Here is an 18,566-nt window from a genome sequence, read left to right on the forward strand (position 1 = left end):
TGAAGCCGCCCTCAGCAACGTCAGAGCAGCGTTGCCCGCCGCCCCGCAGGCCCGAAACGTCGAGCCGACGCAACTTACCGGCCGTCGCCGCACGGCGAGTCCATCACCGCGCTGACGCGGCTCTGCCAGTAGGCCCTGCGCAACACGACGTGCTGTCCTAAGCGATTGCCTCGTGTGCGTGGACCCCGTCGCCACGCAGGGCCTGCCTCAGTGCCGCGACCGACGGGGCACCTGAGACGCGTCCGTCGTCGCCGCGATACAGCCGGCACGAGACACTCGGCGCCCGCCCGGGTTCGGCGAACCGGCTAGCCGCGTAGACGAGCGACCGAACCAAACGAATTATCACGACCCACGTCGAGGCTATAAATCGACAGATTACGCTGGGGGTTTCGACTCCGGCAGCACGATGCGGTCTTCGCCAGCGGCGATCACTTGACCAAGGGATTACGACTTGTCCAGGCGCTTCTTCCTGCTCACCGCCACGGCGGTCGCCGCGTTCGGCCTGACCGCATGCGGCACCAACGTGCCACCCGCCACCCACGCGCCGCCCGCCACCACGCCCCACGCCCATCCTGAGATCGTGCCCATCACACCGCCGGAGGCCGCACCGGCGCCTGGGGCGGCGGCCACCTACCTGGCGAAGAAGGTCGGGGAACGAGTCGGAATCACCAACATTGACGGCAGCAAAGCGGCCGACTTCTGGATCACGAAGATCAACGTGGACCCGAAGTGTGACCCCTCCAGCCGGCGCGCGGTAGGCAGGCACACAGTCGTACTGGACGTCACCGTGAAGACCTACACCGACAAGGTCGCGGGGCAGCGCCTAAGCCCGTTCATCGTCCTGCCCGGCAGGATCAACCCGTTCTCGCTATCGACCACTGGCACGATCGGCACGAGAATCATCGAGACGGACAGGTGCGTGACGCCGCTAAAAAAGCTGCCGTCGACCTACGTCCCCGGCCACGCCTACACGGGGCAGATCGCGTTCGCCACGCCATACGACACCGGCAAGGTCCAAGTGACCCAGAGCTCCGGCTACTTCCAGAACGGCAACATCGGATGGGAATGGTCGTACTGACCACCCTCTGACCGGCAGCAGGAAGCCCCGGCGCCCGTCGCAGCGGTCGGGGCTTCCTCGTGCTTGGGCGCCCGACGCCTGGTGGACGGGCTACTGATCCTAAGGCTCGACAACCTGCTCCCATCGCTGAAGACGTGGCAGCAGACCGACGACGGCGAGGATCCATTCATGGGCATGGGCCGCGCTACCCGACGGACACAGACGCGTGGAACCGGTAACTGACGACACCGTCCGCGACCTAGTCATCCAGGTCGCGGACGGGCAGTACCGCATCGAGGACCCCGAGCATCTGCTCGAGGATCCCTGGCCCGACAGCACCGACCACCTCACCACCGGCGAACCCGGCTGGGTCGCCGTGTTCACCGGGTCGAATGGGGCCCGCTCACCGTCACCATCGACACCCGCCACACCCCACTCCTGCAAGAGGGTGTGCTGCACGAGTAGGTGACATCTGAGTTGGCTTGCCGTGATGGTGAGCTGGGAGGATGTCGCTGTGCCCAAGCCCTACCCTCAGGAGTTCCGCGACGATGTCGTGCGAGTTGCCCGTAACCGTGAGCCCGGTGTGACGGTTGAGCAGATCGCCAAAGACTTCGGGGTCCACCCGATGACGCTGTTCAAGTGGCTGCGCCAGGCCGACACCGACGAGGGTACCAAACCCGGTGTGAGCAGGAACGACTCGGCCGAGCTGCGCGAAGCGCGCAAGCGGATCAAGCTGCTGGAACAGGAGAACGAGGTCCTGCGCCGGGCGACGGCGTATCTGTCGCAGGCGAACCTGCCGGGAAAAGGCTCTACCCGCTCGTGAGCGAGCTGGCCGCGGACGGTATCCCCGTCGCGGTGACGTGCCGGGTCTTGAACATCGCTCGACAGCCCTACTACCGGTGGCGTGCCAGGCCGATCACCGCCGCGGAGCTCGAGCAGGCATATCGGGCGAACGCGTTGTTCGACGCGCACCGCGATGATCCGGAGTTCGGCTACCGGTTTCTGGCCGACGAAGCCCGCGACGCCGGCCTGTCGATGGCGGATCGGACCGCGTGGCGGATCTGCTCATCCATGGGCTGGTGGAGCGCGTTCGGCAGGACACGCGGCCGCAACGGCAAGAAGGCCGGTCCGCCGGTCCACGACGACCTGGTCCGGCGCGACTTCACCGCCACCGCGCCGAACCAGCTGTGGCTGGCCGACATCACCGAACACCACACCACCGAAGGCAAGCTGTATCTCTGCGCGGTTAAGGACGCTTGCTCCAACCGGATCGTCGGCTACTCCATCGACTCCCGGATGAAGTCCCGTCTCGCCGTCACCGCGCTCGCCAACGCCATCGCCCGCCACGACGACGTCGCCGACTGCGTGGTGCACACCGACCGCGGATCGCAATTTCGATCCAGAAAGTTCGTCCGTGAACTCGCTCGTCACGGGCCTGGCCGGCTCGATGGGCAGGGTCGGCGCCGCGGGCGACAACGCCGCCATGGAAAGCTTCTTCGCGTTGCTGCAGAACAACGTTCTCAACCGGCGTACCTGGACCACCCGAGCCGAACTCCGGACCGCGATCGTCACCTGGATCGAACGCACCTACCACCGCCGCAGACGCCAAGCCGCCCTCGGCCGGTTGGCCCCCATCGAATACGAAGCAATCATGACCACGCCAGCCAGCCAGGCTGCGTGACTACCACTGTCACCACTCCTGCAGCAGACCCGTCACTGGTCGGCGCGCTTCAGCTCCAAGTCGTGGCGCTACTGCGGCTCGTGGCAGGGTCGGTCACGGGGCTAGCTGCCGACCCCAACCAGCAGTAGTACGGGACTTGACGAACGTTCACAGCAGTGGAGACCGGTCGCGTCATTAGTCCAGCACGATAAGGAGCTGGACGCACCAGTTGCCGTAGATGTTGGTGGCCTGCACCGAGCCGCTGATGTCCTTTCCGGACAGCGAACCGCCGAGGTGCGCGACGAGGGTCGAGCTGCCGCTGTAGTCCTTCACCGTCAGCTGCGGCTGCCCGCCGGTGACGTTGTCGATGTCGTCTTTCAAGAGGTCCATGCCCTGGCAACCCATGGCGAGGGCGCCGGCGGCGTCCTTGGCGTTGAGCTTGGCCACGAAGTCGCCAACGAACTGTTTGCCGTCGGCCCCTGCCAAGCCGCCGGTGCCGGGGACGGCGGTCTGGTTGGTGGGCAGGCCCGGCTCCGAGGGTGCTGTCGTCGGCTGCGACGGCTGCGACGGCGCGGGGTTCTGCGTCTGCGCCGCAGTGATCGAGGAGTCCTTGCTCAGGAAGAAACCCGGTGCGACGAATCCGGTGATGCCGAGCGTCGCCACGATCACCACGGCCACGGCCACGGCGATCCACAACCCGGTGTTGTTGTTCTTCGGCGGCTGCGGGCCGCCGCCGTAACCTCCGCCGTACGACTGGTTCGGGCCCCAGGCCGGCTGCTGGGCGTTCGGGACCCATCCCGGCTGCCCGCCCGGGCCGGCTTGTTGCCAGCCCTGGCCGTAGGGGCCGGGCCGGCCGCCCTGCCCGGGCTGCGGTGGGTAAGTCATCGCCGGTTCCGCCTTCCTGCTGCACCATCTCGCGCCGTGGTCTCATGACTGGCGGCGTCGGCGGTTCTCCCCCCGCCCCACATGATCAGCATTCTGCAAGATCGGACGGCCCGGCACCAAAGGAGGCCACCGGTCACAGACCAACTCGACCAGCCTGAGCCTGAACCACCGATGATCCTGTAACGCGGCATCGCCGAACTTCGCCCGAACAACCGAGAGGTCATTCCCAACCGCGCACGACCTCACCGGCAGGCCCTCCCCCCAACCTGCCGGCGGGGTCTTCCCCGGTGCTGCGCAATGACGACCACGAGGCGCGTCATCACCGCTGCGTGTCTGCGTCCGTAGACGGGTCGTGCGCACGGCGAAGGGTAACTGGCCATGGCACCGAGCTGTCTAACCTGACTTCCGTGCGCTGGGAGAGTGGTGCGACGTAACGCCGCTCGCCTGGGTACCGACGATCGGGTGACCTTGTGCGCACGTTGGGAGAGAAATGACCGCTCGTCCGGAATCCGATCGCGTCCGGCGCTGGGAGCCCGACCCCGCCGTGCCGGCCGGTGCACTACCGGTGTTCGGCGAGCTCCACACGGCCGCGCGCCGCCGTGCGGCTGCGAGCCTGTTTTTCCCGCTGCCGTTCGTGATCGGCGGGATAGGCCTGTTCTTCGCCGGTAAGGGTGTCGCCGCGCCGCTCTTCCTTGTCGTGTTCTTCGGCGTCGCCCTGGTCGCGGCCATCGCCATTCTCACGACACTCCGCCGGGCGGTGCCGTTCCTCGGGGCCCGGTTCGAACCGGTCGACTGCCCGCCGCACGGGGTGGTCCTCGCGGGTCGCGAGGTCGGCGTCCGCCTGCCCGACGGCCGGTGGCTGCGCGCCAGGATGCCTGCACCGCTGCGGGTGCAGCTGGCCGGTGAGCGCCGACTGTGGCTGCTGCGGGTGGGTGAGCGGGCGATGATCACGTTGCCGGGGTCCGGCGTTCTCGGGGCGGCGCGGATCACCGACGGCCCGCTGCCCGGTGCGCGGGTGCTGCCGATCGGCTCCCGGGAGCCGACCTCGCCGCGGCTCGATCCGGTGCTCACGGCCTATCGCCGCTACCTCGCACGCCTGTGTTGGTACCCGGCTGTGGTATACGGCGTCGTCGCCGTCCTCGCAGGCTGGGCGGCGGCGGACCTGCCGCAGGAGCGGGCCCTTCACACGGCCAGCAGCGGGGCAGTGTTCATCGCGGCGTTCATCGGTGTTCTAGCGCTGATTGTGGTGGTCCGCGCGGTGCGACTGCGCGCTCCACTCGCGGCCGACACCTGGACCGAGCTGGCCGTGGTGCTCGACCGGCCGGTCTCGATCAACGGCCGTGGTCTCGTCCGCCTCCAGGGCCGGGCCGTCCTGCCTGACGGCCGCATGGTCGGCTTCCGAATGCGGAACGTGCCCGTCGCGTTCGGCCTCGCGACGGCCACGACCGGGCAGCTGTGGATCGCCGGGGTGCCGCGTCCCGGCAAGTCCGGGACCGCCGGCATCCCGGGCCATGCGGTCATGGGCGCGGTCCGACTCACCGGAGCAGGCCGTAACACCGCTGCTCTACCGGGACCGCACCACCAACGCCGGTGACATGTACCGCTCACAAGTCACAGATAAAAATCACGGTCACAGTGACTGTGACTGTGACTGTGGAGGGTAGTTGTCACCGACGAACGTGCACGACGTCTGTGTTGCACCGCTTTCGTGCGCGCTGGTTGTCACCGATTTTGCGCGGTAGCTGTTACCTGCGCCGCGGCGTCTGCGACGGGCGCGGTGGACAGACACTCGCTCTTGCCCAACAGACCTGGACGCGGTGCGCCCGGAGCCCGCCGACAGGAAACGGACGCCAGCTGGCTGTCAATCGGCTGTTGGGCGTGAGGTCGGATCGCTTCTGTGACGGAAGCTTCGATCTTGGTTCCCTCTTTGAGTGATCACTGCGGAGCCCGCGTCCTGGCTGGTCAAATCGGGGAGAGCATGGCGCCGGTACTTCGTCAGCACCACTGCCACGGAAGGCGGGCACAGCCCACATGTCAGTCGCCAGCGCCCCGGAGAACCCGTTCACGCTCAGCACCGACGAGCTCGCCAGACTCGACGCAATCCGCACGGCACTGGCCTTCCCGGTGTCGCGCAACATCGTCACCCTGGACAACTGGGGCCTGGCCGACACCTACGAGACGTACCTGCGGACCGCCAAGTACGCCGAGGTCTCGATCACCATGTCGGACGGGACGGTGCTCGATGCGGCGCTGAGCGTCCCGCGTGACGTTGAGCCCGCAAGCTGTCCCGCGATCGTCATGCCGGCGCCGCTGATCGGGATCGGCTGGCGTGCCTACCTCGGCATGTTCCCGCGCTGGGCCCTTGGCGGCTACGCGGTTTTGGCCTACAGCCAGCGCGGCCTGGCCGCCTCCACCGGCGAGATCGACGTCGCCGGGCCGCTGGATGTGAATGACGGCTCCGAAGTCATCGACTGGCTGTTCGAGCAGGGCGTCTCCGGCAGCCGGGTCGGGTGTGTCGGCTCCTCCTATGGCGCCGGGACGTCCCTGCTGGTGGCCGCGCATGATCCACGAGTCTCGGCCGTGGCGGCGACCAGCGCGTGGGGAGATCTGTTCACCTCGCTGTTCGAGAACGAAACCTGCCACGTGAAGGCTTTCGAGGCGCTCGTGCAGCTGTTCAGCGAGGACCGTTGCTCGCCGGAGTTCCGCGACGTCATCGAGAAGGTCCGCAGCAACTCCATCGACGGCGAGGTCATGGCGTTTGCCGATGTGCGGTCGGCCAGGAACCAGCTGGAGTCCTACGACCGGACCAGACGCCGATCCTGCTGACCACCGCCTGGCACGAGACGATCTTCTCGGTCCCCAGCGTCGTCGACCTGTTCGACGGCCTGACCGGTCCCAAGTCGCTGCTGGTCCAGGTCGGAGACCACGGCAACAGCGAGCTTCCCGGCCTGCTCGGCCTCGTCTCCAAGCCCACCGAGACGGTCTACCGCTGGATGGATCACCACCTCGGCGGCAACGCCGGCGACGGAGCGAAGCCGCACTTCGGCGTCCGCTCGGAGTACATGCACAACCTCCTGTCCGACGTCCACCACCCCGACTGGGACAGCTACGCCCTGCCCCGGCAACGTTTCCACCTCGCCGACGCGCCCGCCGGTCAGCGCGACGCGCAGATGGCCCAGGGCCGGCCGCAACCGGGCTGGACCCGCTCGATCAAGGCCACCGGCCAGGGCACCGAGGTCGTCGTTGCCCCGAAACTGGTCCAGACCGGCGCAACCGAGCGCTTGGGCCTGCCCCACGTCTATCAGACCGCCGACCTCGACCGTGGCCTCGCCGCGATCTGGACCACCGCGCCGCTGGCGCAAGCCATGCGTGTCCAGGGCGAGCTGGAGGTGCAGGTGACCGTGAAGGCACAGGACAGGAACGTCACGATCGTGGCCTACCTGATGGACTGCGACCCCTCCACCGGCAAGGCGACCATCATCACCCACGCCCCCTACACCGTCACCGACCGCGAGGCCGGCCAGGACATCACCCTGAACTTCCCCCTGCAGCCCGCCCACTACGTCCTGGCCCAGGGCCGCCAGCTCCAGCTGATCATCGACACCCACGACCCGTTCTTCGCCGACGCCAACACCACACCGTCCACCATCGAGATCATCTCCCCGCAGGACATCGAGTCCTACATCGACATCCCGCTCAGCACCCTGGCCTGACACCCCCACCAGCACACCGAGCCGGCACCGCCGATGCCCCTGCCCGCCACTGCGGTGGCCGCAATCGGGGGCGCCGGCGGTGTTGGAGCCCAAGCAGGCGCCCGTGGTGACAGATGCCGCTCACAAGTGACAGAGAGAGCTCACCGTCACCGTGACGATGGGCATGTTGCGATCAGTGCACGTCAGACGCATTATACGAACACTTGTTCGAGTAAGAACCTGGTTGCCGGCTCCCCACGGCGAAGACGTAGTGGGAGCGGTCGATGGCCTTCAACAACCCCCCGATGCCCTGGTCGGAGCTGGAGCGGATCGCGTCCGGTCGGGGAGTCCCGCCCGCACGGCCGGACGGTGACGAGGAGGCGCCGCGCTCGCACAAGCGGGAGGGCTACCAGCCGCCGCGGGGTCTGCGGCCGCGCGCGGATGTCGAGGTCGGCGGGGCGCGGGTGCCGTACGCGGAGCTGCATTGCCACTCCAACTTCAGCTTCCTCGACGGCGCCAGCCACCCCGAACAGCTCGTCGAAGAGGCGGCGCGGCTCGGCCTCGACGCGGTCGTGCTGGCGGATCACGACGGCATGTACGGGGCGGTCCGCTTCGCCGAGGCCGGCCGTGAGCTCGGCATCCGCACAGGCCACGGCGCCGAGCTGTCCCTCGGCCTATCCGCGCCGCAGGGCGGCGTCCCCGACCCCGAGGGCTCGCACCTGCTGGCCTTGACCCGTGGGGTGGAGGGCTATCAGCGGTTGTGCCGGGTGATCTCCCGCGCCCAGCTGGCCAAGGGCGGCCGGAAAGGCCGGCCCGTCTATGACCTCGACCAGGTTGTGGAGGAGCTGCGCGGGCACGTGCTGGTGCTCACCGGCTGCCGCAAGGGCACCGTGCGCCAGGCCCTCGTCGGCGACGGCGCGCCCGCGGCGGCCACCGAGCTGCGCCGGCTGACTCACTGGTTCGGACCGGAGAACGTGGCGGTCGAGCTGATCGACCACGGCCAGCCGCTGGATGCGGTCCACAACGACCTGCTCGCCGGGATCGCCGCCGACCTGCGGCTGCCGACCGTCGCGTCGAACAACGTGCACTACGCGCGCCCGGAGCAGCACCGGCACGCCGCCGCGGTGGCGGCGGTGCGGGCCAACAGGTCGATGGACGAGCTGGAGGGGTGGCTGCCGGCCGATGGGATGGCGTTCGTGCGTGACGGCGCTGAACAGCGGCAACGGTTCGCCCGGTATCCGGGGGCGGTGCAGCGCGCGGCGCTGCTCGGGGTGGAGCTCGCGTTCGACCTCGCCCTGGTCGCGCCGAAGCTGCCGCCGTTCGACGTGCCCGAGGGGTTCGCCGGCGAGGACGAGTTCCTGCGCCACCTCACGTTCGAGGGCGCCCGCGCGCGTTACGGCGCCCGTGCGGACAACCCGAAGGCCTACGCGCAGCTGGAGCGGGAGCTCGACGTCATCGAGCGGCTCGGGTTCCCCGGCTACTTCCTGGTGGTGTGGGACATCGTGCGGTTCTGCCGCGAGGCCAACATCCTGGCCCAGGGCCGCGGGTCGGCGGCGAACTCGGCGGTGTGTTTCGCGCTGCAGATCTGCCACGCCGACCCGGTGAAGTGGAACCTGCTGTTCGAACGGTTCTTGTCGGCCGAGCGGGACGGGCCGCCAGACATCGACGTGGACATCGAGTCCGACCGCCGCGAGGAGGTCATCCAGTACGTCTACGCCAAACACGGCCGCTTCCACGCCGCCCAGGTCGCCAACGTCATCGCCTACCGCGCCCGCTCCGCCGTGCGCGACGCCGTCAAAGCGCTCGGCTACTCCCCCGGACAGCAGGACGCCTTCGGCAAGAAGGTCGACCGCTGGGCCAGCGTCACCGACCCCGCGGCGGCCGAAGCCGGTCTGCCCGACGACCTCATCGAATTCGCCGGCTGGCTCGAAGATTCCCCGCGGCACCTGGGCGTGCACTCCGGCGGCATGGTCATCGCCCACACCCCGGTCAGCGAGATCGTGCCGGTCGAGTGGGCCACCGCCGCCGACCGCAGCGTCCTGCAGCGGGACAAGGACGACCGCGCCGCGATCGGACTCACGAAGTTCGACCTGCTCGGCCTCGGGATGCTCTCCGCGCTGCACTACACAATCGACCTGCTCGCCGAGCATCACGACGTCCACATCGGACTGCACGACCTCGACCTCGCCGACCCCCAAGGTCTACGACATGTTGTGCGAAGCCGACGCGATCGGCGTGTTCCAAGTCGAATCCCGCGCCCAGCTCGGCACCCTCCCGAGGTTGCGGCCGCGGAAGTTCTACGACCTCGTCGTCGAGGTCGCGCTGATCCGGCCCGGCCCGATCCAGGGCGGCTCCGTGCACCCCTACATCCGCCGCCGCCGCGGCGAAGAGCAGTGGCAGCACGAACACCCGCTGCTCGCCCCGGCGCTCGAGCGCACGTTGGGGGTGCCGCTGTTTCAGGAGCAGGTGATGCAGATGGCCCGCGACGTCGCCTCCTTCACCCCCACCGAGGCCGACCAGCTGCGCCGCGCCATGGGCTCCAAACGCTCCAGCACGAAGATGCGACGCCTGGCCGGCCGGTTCTTCGAAGGCGCCAAAGCCAACGGCCTGTCCGATGACCTCGCGAAACGGGTCTTCGAGCAGATCCACGCCTTCTCCGGCTACGGCTTCCCCGAAGCGCACTCGATGTCATTCGCGCTGCTCGTGTACGCCTCGGCGTGGTTCAAGCGCTACTACCCCGCGGCGTTCTGCGCCGGCCCGCTGCGCGCCCAACCCATGGGCTTCTACTCACCCCAGTCCCTGGTCGCCGACGCCCGCCGCCACGGCGTGACCACCCGCGAGCCCGACCTGAACCTCTCGCTGCCGCACGCCACCCTCGAACCCGACCCGGACTCCGAAGGCGGAGTCGCGATCCGACTCGGCCTGTGTAGGTAATTGGGGGTAGCTCTCCTCGTCGACCCGATGACGCTGGTGATGTGGCCGTTCCGGTCTTCCCAGACGAGCTCGATCGGGCCGTCGTGGGGCAGGGTGCGGAGCACGGTGGCGACATCGGTGGACAGATCCGGCCACACGAGCAGCCGTGCGCGTGGAGCGAGTCCGGCGCGGATCACGCCGATGTTGGTGGGATGCAGGCGATGCCAGCGGGACACGTTTGCGACGTAGCCCTCCTCCAGGAGCACCGTGCCGCGTTGGGTGGCGAGGTCGGTCACCTCGGTCCAGAACGCTTCCTCGGCGGGGCGCCGCTCGACGGGTTCGTCGAAGGACGGGTCGTAGGGGGATGCGTCAATCCGTTCAGCGAACAGGCCAAGTGCGTGGGCATGGGCGACGGCGTGCTCGCAGGGTTCGACGCTGCCGATGTACAGGTACTGGTCGTATCCGACGTGAACGAAAAATCTCTCCTCCGCTTCCAGCCGGCACCAGGCACCGTTGTCGCGCAGCATGGCCCGCACCAGCTCCAGGCCGACGACGAGGGTGACCTGCGCGCCATCGTGGCCGGTGAAACATCCCGATCGACACGATCACGTTGCACATGCCGGTCTCGTCCTCGAGGTTGAGGAACGTGATCCCGCCCGCGGTCGCGGGGCGCTGTTTGTGGGTGACGGCGCCGCCGACCTTGATCCGGGTGCCGTCGGGGACGTCGAGGAGCCGGCCGGCGGGGATGGCGCCGAGCGCATCGAGGTGGGTGCGCAGGAATTCGATGGGGTGGCGGTCAGCGGTGATGCCGGTGGCCCACAGGTCCGCCGACGCGAGCTCGAACGTCGTCATGCCGGGTAGCGCGGGGGCGTCGTGGCCGATGGCAGGCCTGGGATGTGCTCGGCGCGGGTGGTTGAGGCGGCGCCGGCGGCTCAGAGCGCGGCGCGGCGGTCGGGCCCGAGGCCGGTGACGCCGGCGGTGGCGAGGGCTTCGACGGCGGGCCGGTCGAGCTGGACCCGTTCGGTCAGCTGCCCGATCGACGGGTAGGGGCCGGCGGTGTCGCGTTCGGCGACGATCCGTTCGGCGAGGTCCTGGCCGACCGAGCGGATGCCGGCCACGCGATCCCACGGACCATGAACGCGCTGTAGTTCTACAGCAGCAGTTTACTCGTAGCCGGCAAGGTCGGGCGGGAACAGCCCGGCCAGTCCGTGGCCTTCGATCGGTGCCTCCATACCGAAGGTGACAAAGCCGGTGAGTCCTGGGGCGCGGATGGTCAGATGCGTGACTGCGGTGTCGTTGGCGAAGGCAGCCGTGGTGGCGAGGTAGGCCGCTTCCACGGGCCCGTGATCGCTGACGGTGTCCTGGATGCCGACGTAATATCCCCGGTCATCGCGGTCGGCCGGATCGTATTTGGTGACCCGGTAGACAAAAGGCAGCATGTCAGAGGCCCCTCGCGGCGGAGGAAACGAGCGAAGACTGGTTACGGGTGAGGACCCGGTGGACCGTGGGACGGGAGACGTTCAACAGCTCAGCCAACTCACGATGGTGTGCATACCTGCCTGGTGAAGTTCGACCAGGTGAACCTGCCGGCGGGCAGACAGTTTGGGTTACTTGCCCTTGAGTCTGCCAGTCCCGAATCGACCAACAACAGCCAGCAGCGCGACACACCTCAAAGTCCGGTCAACGGTGTGACGTCGCCGATGTAGACGAGATCGCCGGTTATCGGGTCGTGGGCGCCCAGCAGCAGCCCGCCGAGTACGCCGGTGAAGCTGCGCTGGCCGGGCCGCCAGCCACAGACAATGGCCTCGGCGGTCTGGATCAGCGGGTGTTTGAGCCAGGCGTCGGTGCGATGTCCTGGCTGGTAGCTCGAGGTGGTGAGCTTCGCGATCAGGCCTTCCATCCCGTCGGCGGCGACCCGGTCGAGCAGCGCCTGCGGGGCGAGCCGGTCGGCGGCTAGCTCCTTGACGGTGAACGTGGGCACCACGGCGATCTTGTAGGGGTCGGCTGTGGGCAGCCCGGTGAGCAATCGGCGCCGCATCTCGATGCTCGTCGTCAGTCGAGTGCCCAAGGTAGATGCCGACCCGGGCACCTCGCAACCGCGTGCACAGTCTCAGACCGCGGCAAAACCGCCTTGTCTGCGGGCTTCGTATTCGATGATGGCCAGCTCGCTAGCCAGCCGTATGTGCTCCTCGCATGCCCGGCGAGCCTCCGCTGGGTCGCGGTGCACCGCGGCGGCCGTGACGATCGCCCGCACTTCGCGCAGCGACAGCTCCGCGCGGTGGTCGTCAACGAACGCGAAGTGCCGGAAGATGCTGATGCGCGAGTGGATGCCGCGCAGTTGCTCGGCGAGCACGGGGTTGTGGGCGCCCTGGAGCAGGAGGCGGTAGAACTCGTCTTTCTCCCGGCCGCGCGAGGCGACGTCGCCGGTGGGGAACGTGGCCTCCATGCGGTCGAGCTGCCGCATCAAGGCCGTCGCGTCTTCCTCCGACGCCCGCTGGGCGAACTTCTCGCCGGCGAGGCCTTCGAGGTTCTGCCGCACCTCGTAGAGCGCCTCGATGTCCTCCGAGGTCAAGACGGTGACGATCGGCCCTCGGTTTGGGCGCATCGTGATTAGGCTTTCGGACTCCAACTGGCGCAGCGCTTCACGAACCACCGTGCGAGACACCTCCAACGCCTCGCACAGTGCCGTTTCCACGAGCCGCTCTCCCGGCTTGCGCAGCCCGTCCAGGATCTCGCCCCTGAGCTGCTGGACGACCTGCTGGCGCAGGGGCGCCGCGTGTCGCTCGAGACTCATGCGCGACAGACCTCGTCCCCGCTCGGAGAGTGACGCGCGGGTTTCGGAACGGTCACCTTTGTGTTCACGCCCGCTCCCTCGTATGATTGTGTGATCGTATGACGATCCCGCTACCCACCATACCGCCAATGTCGCCGGCATCACCAGGGTCGGGGCGCCCGGTGTGAGCCGTGCGCCGAGCCCGGACGCGACGGCCATCCGCAGGGAGTCCGACCGTGGCCCAGGACGACGAAGACAGTCGTATCCAGAAGGCGAAAGCCGAATTCTTCGCCGCAGCCGCCCCTGAACGGTGGCACAACGTCGAGCTCATGAGCTCCTGGCAGCGTTCGCAACTGGCCATCGGCACCCCCGACATGATCACCGACGTCCCGCACGTCGGGGAGGACTTGCTCGACGCCCATCTGCTCGACATGTTCCGTGCGCCGCTCGCGCGGTTTTCCGACAGCCTCGACGGCACCAGCCTGGCCGTGCTGCTGGCCGACTCCAGTGGCAGGATCCTGCAGCGCTGGTGCCAGGACACCTCGGCTGCGGTACACCTCGACCGCATCGGCACGTCGCGCGGCGCGGTGCTGGCGGAGAACGCGGTCGGCACCAACGGGGTGGGCACGGTGGCCGTCACGGGCAAAAGCGTGCAGATCCGCGGGGCCGAACACTTCGCCGAGCTGTACCGCAACGCCGTGTGCACCGGCGCCCCGGTGCTGCACCCGGCGACGGGAAAGCTCCTCGCCGTGGTCACCATCTCGTGCGACCTCCGTCCGGGCACCGACTTCCTCCGCCCGCTGCTGAAATCGGTCACGACACAGCTCGAACAACACGTGCTCGACGTCGAACAACCCTCAGCCCGCCACACGTTCAACGCCTTCCTCACGGCAACGCGCGCCCAGTCCGCGCCGGTGCTGGCCTTCGGGCCCGACGGCCTGCTGATCCAGAACCCGCCCGCCGGCAGCCTGTCCACGGCCGACATCGGGCTGATCCGCGAGCTGTGCGATGACGGGATCCGCGACGGCAAGCACTCCGTGCCGCTCTCGAGCGGCCCGGCCACCATTTCCGTGACCAACCTCGATCCGGGCAACCGCATCGTGGTGCTGCTGCCCGGCGGGAGTCCCCGGCCTGTCCGGCACGCGATTCCCGCGCACGAACGGCCGCGGCGCGACGGGCTCGCCGGCCACTCGTCCGGCTGGCTGCGAATCACGCGAGAAGTAGCCGCGCTGCGTGAGGAAGGCGCACCGCTGATCGTCGCCGGTGAGCCGGGCACCGGGAAAACCTCGCTCGCGCTCGGCGATCCGTTCCGGCCCGAGGTGGACGCGCGCAGCGGCCGGGTCGTCGACGCCGCGGAGGCGCACGTGTCGGGCCCGCAGTCCTGGCTGCAGCACGTGGCGAGCCGGCTGGGCACGGCGGAGACGCTCGTCGTCCGGGGTGTCGGGACGCTGGAGGACAAGGTGCTGGCCGGGCTGCGCTCGGTCGTCGAATCGACGCCCGCGAACGGTCCCGTCGTGCTCACGTTGACCGCGGCCGACGAGCGGGAGGCCGAGGCGTTCGCGCTCAAGTTCGGCATCGCGCACGTGTGGGTGCCCCCGCTGCGCGAGCGCCCTCAGGACATTCCTGTGCTGTGGCACGCTTTCGCCCTCGCCGCCCCGCCCGGTACCGGGCTCGCGCCGAACCGGGAGACCCTCGAACTGCTGCGCGCGTACGCGTGGCCGGGGAACGTCCGGGAGCTCAAGACCGTGTTCACCCAGGCGGTGACGACCCGGGGCAAGGGACCGGTCGAGCCGGCCGACCTGCCTCGCGCACTGCAGAAAACCGTGCCGCTCACCATGATCGAGCGGATGGAGCTCGAGGCGATCCAGCGCGCTCTGCACGAAGCCGGCGGCAATCGCGGCAAGGCGGCGGAGATCCTCGGCATCTCGCGAGCGACCGTCTACCGCAAGATGAAGGCCTATCGGCTCACGGCGTGACCTGGGCCCGCCGCAAATCGGCAGGCCCAGGTGCACCACCTCAGACCGCCGCGGGCAGTGCCGGATCGGGCCGGCGCAGCCGGTGGACGAGCACCGGCACGAGCTCGCGGGCCAGCACCACGGCCACCAGCACCGCGGACTGCGCGATGAGCTGCGTCGAGTCGGGCCAGCCGACCGCCCGCAACAGCTGGCCCAGCTGCGTCAGGAACAGCGCCGCGGCACCGGAGGCGACCACGCTGGCAAGCCCGCCCGTGAGCGCCGTGCCGCCGAGCACCACCGCCGCGACCGTCGGCAGCAGGTACGAGTCGCCGAGGAACAGCGGCGGGGTTTTCGTGTACCCGGCCAGGAGGATGCCCGCGAGCCCGTAGCAGACGCCGGCGAATCCGTAGGCGAGCACCTGGTGCGAGGGCACGCGGATACCGGTGGCGGCGGCCGCGCGCTCGCTCACCCCGACGGCGGTGAGCCGGTGCCCGAACGCCGAGCGCTGGGCGACCACACCGGTGACGCCGACGACCACGATCGCGATGAGCGCCGTGTTCGGCACGCCCGCGGTACGGTTGAGCGCGAACTGGTTGAGCCCCTCCGGAGCACCCGCGGGCGTGCCGTTGGCCACCGCGAACACCGTGCCGAGCAGCACGGCGTTCATCCCGAGCGTGACGACGAGCGGCATCACGCGGAAGACCGTCACGAGCAGGCCGTTGAGCAGGCCCGCGACCGCCGGGGCCAGGACCCCGGCCGCGACGGCGGCGGCGACCGGCCAGCCGTGGTTCTGCGGCAGGCCGGTGCCAAGCGCGGCGGCCAGCGCGATCATCCCCGGCACCGACAGATCCAGGCCGCGCTGCTGCACCACGAGCGTTTGCCCCGCCGCGGCGATCGCGAGCACCGCCGCGAACGGGAGCATGCTCAGGATCGGCGCCGCGCCCAGGCTGCCCGGGGCCACCAGCGGGCTGATCGCGAACAGCACCACGCACGCGACCCAGATGGCGGCGGACCGGCCGCTGAGCAGGCGAGTCCACACGCGATCCACACTGCCCACAGTCGACTGTCGAGTCATGCCCGGCTCCTTCCGCCGCGCAGCCGCGCGTAGAGCAGGGCCGCGCCCAGCGTGATCAGGCCCGGCAGCCAGTACGACCAGGCCTGCGACAGTCCGAGGAACGGCGACGCCGTGACCAGCTGCTGCACGAGCAGCGCCGCCGCCAGCACACCGAGGAACGACCCGCGCCCGCCGAACACGCTGGCCCCGGCGAGCACGACGATCGTGATCGACGAGAGCGTGTAGGTGAGGCTGGGCCGGCCGTCGCCGATGCCGATCTGCGCCATCACGATCACCGCCGCGGGGAAGCACAGCAGCGCCGAAGCCACGTAGGACAGCAGCTGCGTGCGCCCGACGCGGACGCCGAGCTGCTCGGCCGCCGTGCGGTTCGAACCGACCGCCCGCAGCTCCACGCCCCAGCGCGTGCGCCGCAGCGCCCACTCCAGGACCACGATCAGCACCACCGCGCCGATCGTGACCACGGGCAGCACCCCGACGCGCAGCGAGATCTGGGCCGTCACGCCGTCGGGGAACACCCCGCCCGGGGTGCTGCGCAGCGTCAGGTAAACGCCCTGCAGCGCCATGTACGTCGCCAAAGTCGCCACCACCGCGTTGACCCTGAACCTGGTGACGAGCAGGGCGTTGACCACGCCCACGAGCAGCGCGGCGCCGAACATCAGCGTGTACCCGATGCCCGCCGGTCCCCCGGCGACGATCCAGAACGACGCGATCACCACCAGGAGCCCGACGAGCGGGCCGACGGACAGGTCGATCCCCGCCCCGAGCACGACCACGTGCTGCGCGGTCCCGACCAGGATCAGCGGGGCCGCCGCGAACAGCAGGTTGTAGAGATTGAACTCGGAGAAGTAGCTCGTGCTCCCGGCCCCGACCACCAGGCCCAGCAGGAGGAACACGAGCGTGAGCACGGCCGCGGGCGTGTGGTCGCCGCGCAGCCACCGGTTCGCCGTGAGCCACCGCCCGGCCCGCGCCGCGACGCGCGCCCGGACGGTGGTCGCGGTCAGCGCCGCCTGCGTGATCGCGGCTTCGGAGACCTCGTCGCCCGCCAGCTCCGCGACGATCGAGCCGCGGGACATGATGAGCACGCGGTCGCAGAGCCCTTCGAGCTCGACGCCGTCCGACGAGAACAGCACGACGGCAGCACCTGCCTCGGCCGCTTCGCGCAGGATCCGGTAGATGTCCACGCGGGCGCCGGCGTCGACGCCCTGTGTGGGCTCCTCGGCCAGCAGCAGGCGTGGTTTCGCGAGCATCGCGCGCGCCAGCACGACTTTCTGCTGGTTGCCGCCCGACAGCGCGGAGATCGGCGTGGCGATGCCCGGGGTCTTCACCCCGAGCCGCTCCACCTCGCCGCGCGCGACGGCGTCGACGCGCCGGCCCGACACCAGCCCGGCCGTGGTGACCTCGTCCAGCGTCGCCAGCACGGTGTTCTCCCCGACCGCGAGCGGCCCGAAGACCCCCTCCCCGTGCCGGTCGGCGGGCACGTACACCACCCCGGCGCGCGCGGCCGCGGCATTGCTGCCCAGCCGCACCTGCCGGCCGGCGACCGTGACCGAGCCGGCGGCGGGCTCCAGCCCGGCCAGCGCGCGCAGCACCGAGCTCTGGCCGCTGCCCTGCACGCCGGCGAGCCCGACGATCTCGCCGGGCCGCACGGTGAAGGCCACGTCGGCGAAGCCCGCGCCGGACAGTCCTTCGACCCGCAGCAGCTCGGTTTCCCCGGTGCCGCCGCCCTTCGACGGGAACACCGTCTCCAGCGCCCGCCCGATCACGCGCTCGACGATCTGCTGCTCGTCCACTTCGGACGCCGCGAATGTGCCGCGCACGGCTCCATCGCGCAGCACCGTGATCCGGTCCGCGATGAGCTTCACCTCGGGGATCCGGTGGGAGATGTAGACGACGGCCGCGCCGGCACGCACGCATTCGCGCACGCGGTCGAAGAGCGTCTGCACCTCGTCGAGGCTGAGGTGCTCGGTCGGCTCGTCGAGGATCAGCACCTTCGGCCCGAGCGCGAGCGCCTTGGCGATCTCGACCACGAACCGCTGCTCCACGCTCAGCTCGGCCACGCGGCTGCGGGCGCGGATGCCCATGCCCCACGGGTCGAGCTGCTCCTGCGCCCACGCCGGGGCGCGCCGCAGACCGCCGACCCGCGCGTAGCCGACGGCCACGGCCATGTTCTCCGCGACGGTCAGGTCCGGCAGCAGCGCCGGCTCCTGCCGCACGATGCCGAGACCCAGTTCGCGGGCGAGCTGCGGCGAGGCCGACATGAGCCGCTCGCCGCCGATGACCACGGTCCCCGCGTCGGGGGCCAGGACCCCCGACGCGACGGCCATCAGCGTGGACTTGCCCGCACCGTTCTCACCGACCAGAGCGTGGACCTCGCCGGCCCGGATCTCCAGGTCGACGTCGGACAGCGCCCGGACGGGGCCGAACGACTTCGAGATCGAGCTCAGGCTCAGCACGGCCGGTGCGGCCGCGCCGGTGGTCCCGGCGGGTTCGTCGGCACGTTCACCGACGACGGGGACTTCGAACTGCGTCACGGTCGCCCCTCTTCTCCTCGGGCCG

Annotated in this window: 13 protein-coding genes and 2 pseudogenes; 8 read left to right on the forward strand and 7 right to left on the reverse strand. The window is 69.6% G+C overall.

Annotated elements, in window-relative coordinates:
* Positions 1 to 451: 451 nt before the first annotated feature.
* Both ACFY1H_RS41685 and ACFY1H_RS41690 read left to right on the forward strand, forming a co-directional pair.
* Positions 452 to 1,078 carry a hypothetical protein gene (locus tag ACFY1H_RS41685; RefSeq protein WP_386955735.1) on the forward strand — a complete coding sequence of 209 codons (627 nt, stop codon included), beginning with the start codon at positions 452 to 454 and terminating at the stop codon, positions 1,076 to 1,078.
* A 493-nt stretch (positions 1,079 to 1,571) separates the two neighbouring features.
* Positions 1,572 to 2,738: pseudogene (locus ACFY1H_RS41690) on the forward strand (IS3 family transposase).
* Between the two features lie 174 nt (positions 2,739 to 2,912).
* On the opposite strand, the gene ACFY1H_RS41695 reads toward ACFY1H_RS41690, so the two are convergent.
* Positions 2,913 to 3,602 (reverse strand): hypothetical protein, encoded by a 690-nt coding sequence (locus tag ACFY1H_RS41695; protein ID WP_386955736.1) that lies wholly within the window; start codon positions 3,600 to 3,602, stop codon positions 2,913 to 2,915.
* Between the two features lie 490 nt (positions 3,603 to 4,092).
* On the opposite strand from ACFY1H_RS41695, the gene ACFY1H_RS41700 reads away from it, so the two are divergent.
* The 5 genes and pseudogenes from ACFY1H_RS41700 to ACFY1H_RS41720 all read left to right on the forward strand — a co-directional run bounded on the left by ACFY1H_RS41700 (position 4,093) and on the right by ACFY1H_RS41720 (position 10,848).
* Positions 4,093 to 5,196 carry a hypothetical protein gene (locus ACFY1H_RS41700; RefSeq protein WP_386955737.1) on the forward strand — a complete coding sequence of 368 codons (1,104 nt, stop codon included), beginning with the start codon at positions 4,093 to 4,095 and terminating at the stop codon, positions 5,194 to 5,196.
* A 437-nt stretch (positions 5,197 to 5,633) separates the two neighbouring features.
* Positions 5,634 to 6,428 carry a CocE/NonD family hydrolase gene (locus ACFY1H_RS41705; protein WP_386955738.1) on the forward strand — a complete coding sequence of 265 codons (795 nt, stop codon included), beginning with the start codon at positions 5,634 to 5,636 and terminating at the stop codon, positions 6,426 to 6,428.
* Between the two features lie 167 nt (positions 6,429 to 6,595).
* Positions 6,596 to 7,315 carry a CocE/NonD family hydrolase C-terminal non-catalytic domain-containing protein gene (locus tag ACFY1H_RS41710; protein ID WP_386955739.1) on the forward strand — a complete coding sequence of 240 codons (720 nt, stop codon included), beginning with the start codon at positions 6,596 to 6,598 and terminating at the stop codon, positions 7,313 to 7,315.
* A gap of 263 nt (positions 7,316 to 7,578) precedes the next feature.
* Positions 7,579 to 10,219, forward strand: a pseudogene (locus ACFY1H_RS41715) (error-prone DNA polymerase); the annotation flags it as partial.
* A 50-nt stretch (positions 10,220 to 10,269) separates the two neighbouring features.
* The gene (locus ACFY1H_RS41720) at positions 10,270 to 10,848 is read left to right on the forward strand and encodes a hypothetical protein (RefSeq protein WP_386955740.1); all 579 of its coding nucleotides are present in this window, start codon (positions 10,270 to 10,272) and stop codon (positions 10,846 to 10,848) included.
* Between the two features lie 291 nt (positions 10,849 to 11,139).
* Here the strand turns inward: ACFY1H_RS41720 and ACFY1H_RS41725 are convergent, their stop codons facing one another.
* The 4 genes from ACFY1H_RS41725 to ACFY1H_RS41740 form a co-directional block, all read right to left on the reverse strand.
* Complete coding sequence (locus tag ACFY1H_RS41725) at positions 11,140 to 11,325, reverse strand: hypothetical protein (protein ID WP_386955741.1); 186 nt, start codon at positions 11,323 to 11,325, stop codon at positions 11,140 to 11,142.
* A gap of 45 nt (positions 11,326 to 11,370) precedes the next feature.
* Entirely contained in the window at positions 11,371 to 11,646 is a 276-nt protein-coding gene (locus tag ACFY1H_RS41730; protein ID WP_386955742.1) for a hypothetical protein, read from the reverse strand.
* A 230-nt stretch (positions 11,647 to 11,876) separates the two neighbouring features.
* Positions 11,877 to 12,245, reverse strand: a complete 369-nt coding sequence (locus ACFY1H_RS41735) for a hypothetical protein (RefSeq protein ID WP_386955743.1) — start codon at positions 12,243 to 12,245, stop codon at positions 11,877 to 11,879.
* A 72-nt stretch (positions 12,246 to 12,317) separates the two neighbouring features.
* Positions 12,318 to 13,001 (reverse strand): GntR family transcriptional regulator, encoded by a 684-nt coding sequence (locus tag ACFY1H_RS41740; RefSeq protein ID WP_386955744.1) that lies wholly within the window; start codon positions 12,999 to 13,001, stop codon positions 12,318 to 12,320.
* A gap of 215 nt (positions 13,002 to 13,216) precedes the next feature.
* On the opposite strand from ACFY1H_RS41740, the gene ACFY1H_RS41745 reads away from it, so the two are divergent.
* Entirely contained in the window at positions 13,217 to 14,956 is a 1,740-nt protein-coding gene (locus ACFY1H_RS41745) for a sigma-54-dependent Fis family transcriptional regulator (RefSeq protein WP_386955745.1), read from the forward strand.
* Positions 14,957 to 14,996: 40 nt separating this feature from the next.
* Here the strand turns inward: ACFY1H_RS41745 and ACFY1H_RS41750 are convergent, their stop codons facing one another.
* Together ACFY1H_RS41750 and ACFY1H_RS41755 are read right to left on the reverse strand one after the other, a co-directional pair.
* Positions 14,997 to 16,010, reverse strand: coding sequence for an ABC transporter permease (locus tag ACFY1H_RS41750; protein ID WP_386955746.1), 1,014 nt, complete (start codon positions 16,008 to 16,010; stop codon positions 14,997 to 14,999).
* A complete protein-coding gene (locus ACFY1H_RS41755) occupies positions 16,007 to 18,541 on the reverse strand; it encodes an ATP-binding cassette domain-containing protein (RefSeq protein WP_386955747.1) in 2,535 nt (844 codons plus the stop codon). Before ACFY1H_RS41755 ends, ACFY1H_RS41750 begins: the two co-directional genes overlap by 4 nt.
* Positions 18,542 to 18,566: the final 25 nt, after the last annotated feature.

The sequence above is a fragment of the Amycolatopsis sp. NPDC001319 genome (genome assembly GCF_042896185.1).
GTDB lineage: Bacteria > Actinomycetota > Actinomycetes > Mycobacteriales > Pseudonocardiaceae > Amycolatopsis.

Excerpts from the sequence above, each read along its gene's own strand:
- ACFY1H_RS41710 (WP_386955739.1), top strand. The coding sequence starts at position 6,596 with ATGGATCACCACCTCGGCGGCAACGCCGGCGACGGAGCGAAGCCGCAC.
- ACFY1H_RS41740 (WP_386955744.1), bottom strand. The coding sequence starts at position 13,001 with ATGAGTCTCGAGCGACACGCGGCGCCCCTGCGCCAGCAGGTCGTCCAG.
- ACFY1H_RS41735 (WP_386955743.1), bottom strand. The coding sequence starts at position 12,245 with ATGCGGCGCCGATTGCTCACCGGGCTGCCCACAGCCGACCCCTACAAG.
- ACFY1H_RS41750 (WP_386955746.1), bottom strand. The coding sequence starts at position 16,010 with ATGACTCGACAGTCGACTGTGGGCAGTGTGGATCGCGTGTGGACTCGC.
- ACFY1H_RS41695 (WP_386955736.1), bottom strand. The coding sequence starts at position 3,602 with ATGACTTACCCACCGCAGCCCGGGCAGGGCGGCCGGCCCGGCCCCTAC.
- ACFY1H_RS41730 (WP_386955742.1), bottom strand. The coding sequence starts at position 11,646 with ATGCTGCCTTTTGTCTACCGGGTCACCAAATACGATCCGGCCGACCGC.
- ACFY1H_RS41700 (WP_386955737.1), top strand. The coding sequence starts at position 4,093 with ATGACCGCTCGTCCGGAATCCGATCGCGTCCGGCGCTGGGAGCCCGAC.
- ACFY1H_RS41705 (WP_386955738.1), top strand. The coding sequence starts at position 5,634 with ATGTCAGTCGCCAGCGCCCCGGAGAACCCGTTCACGCTCAGCACCGAC.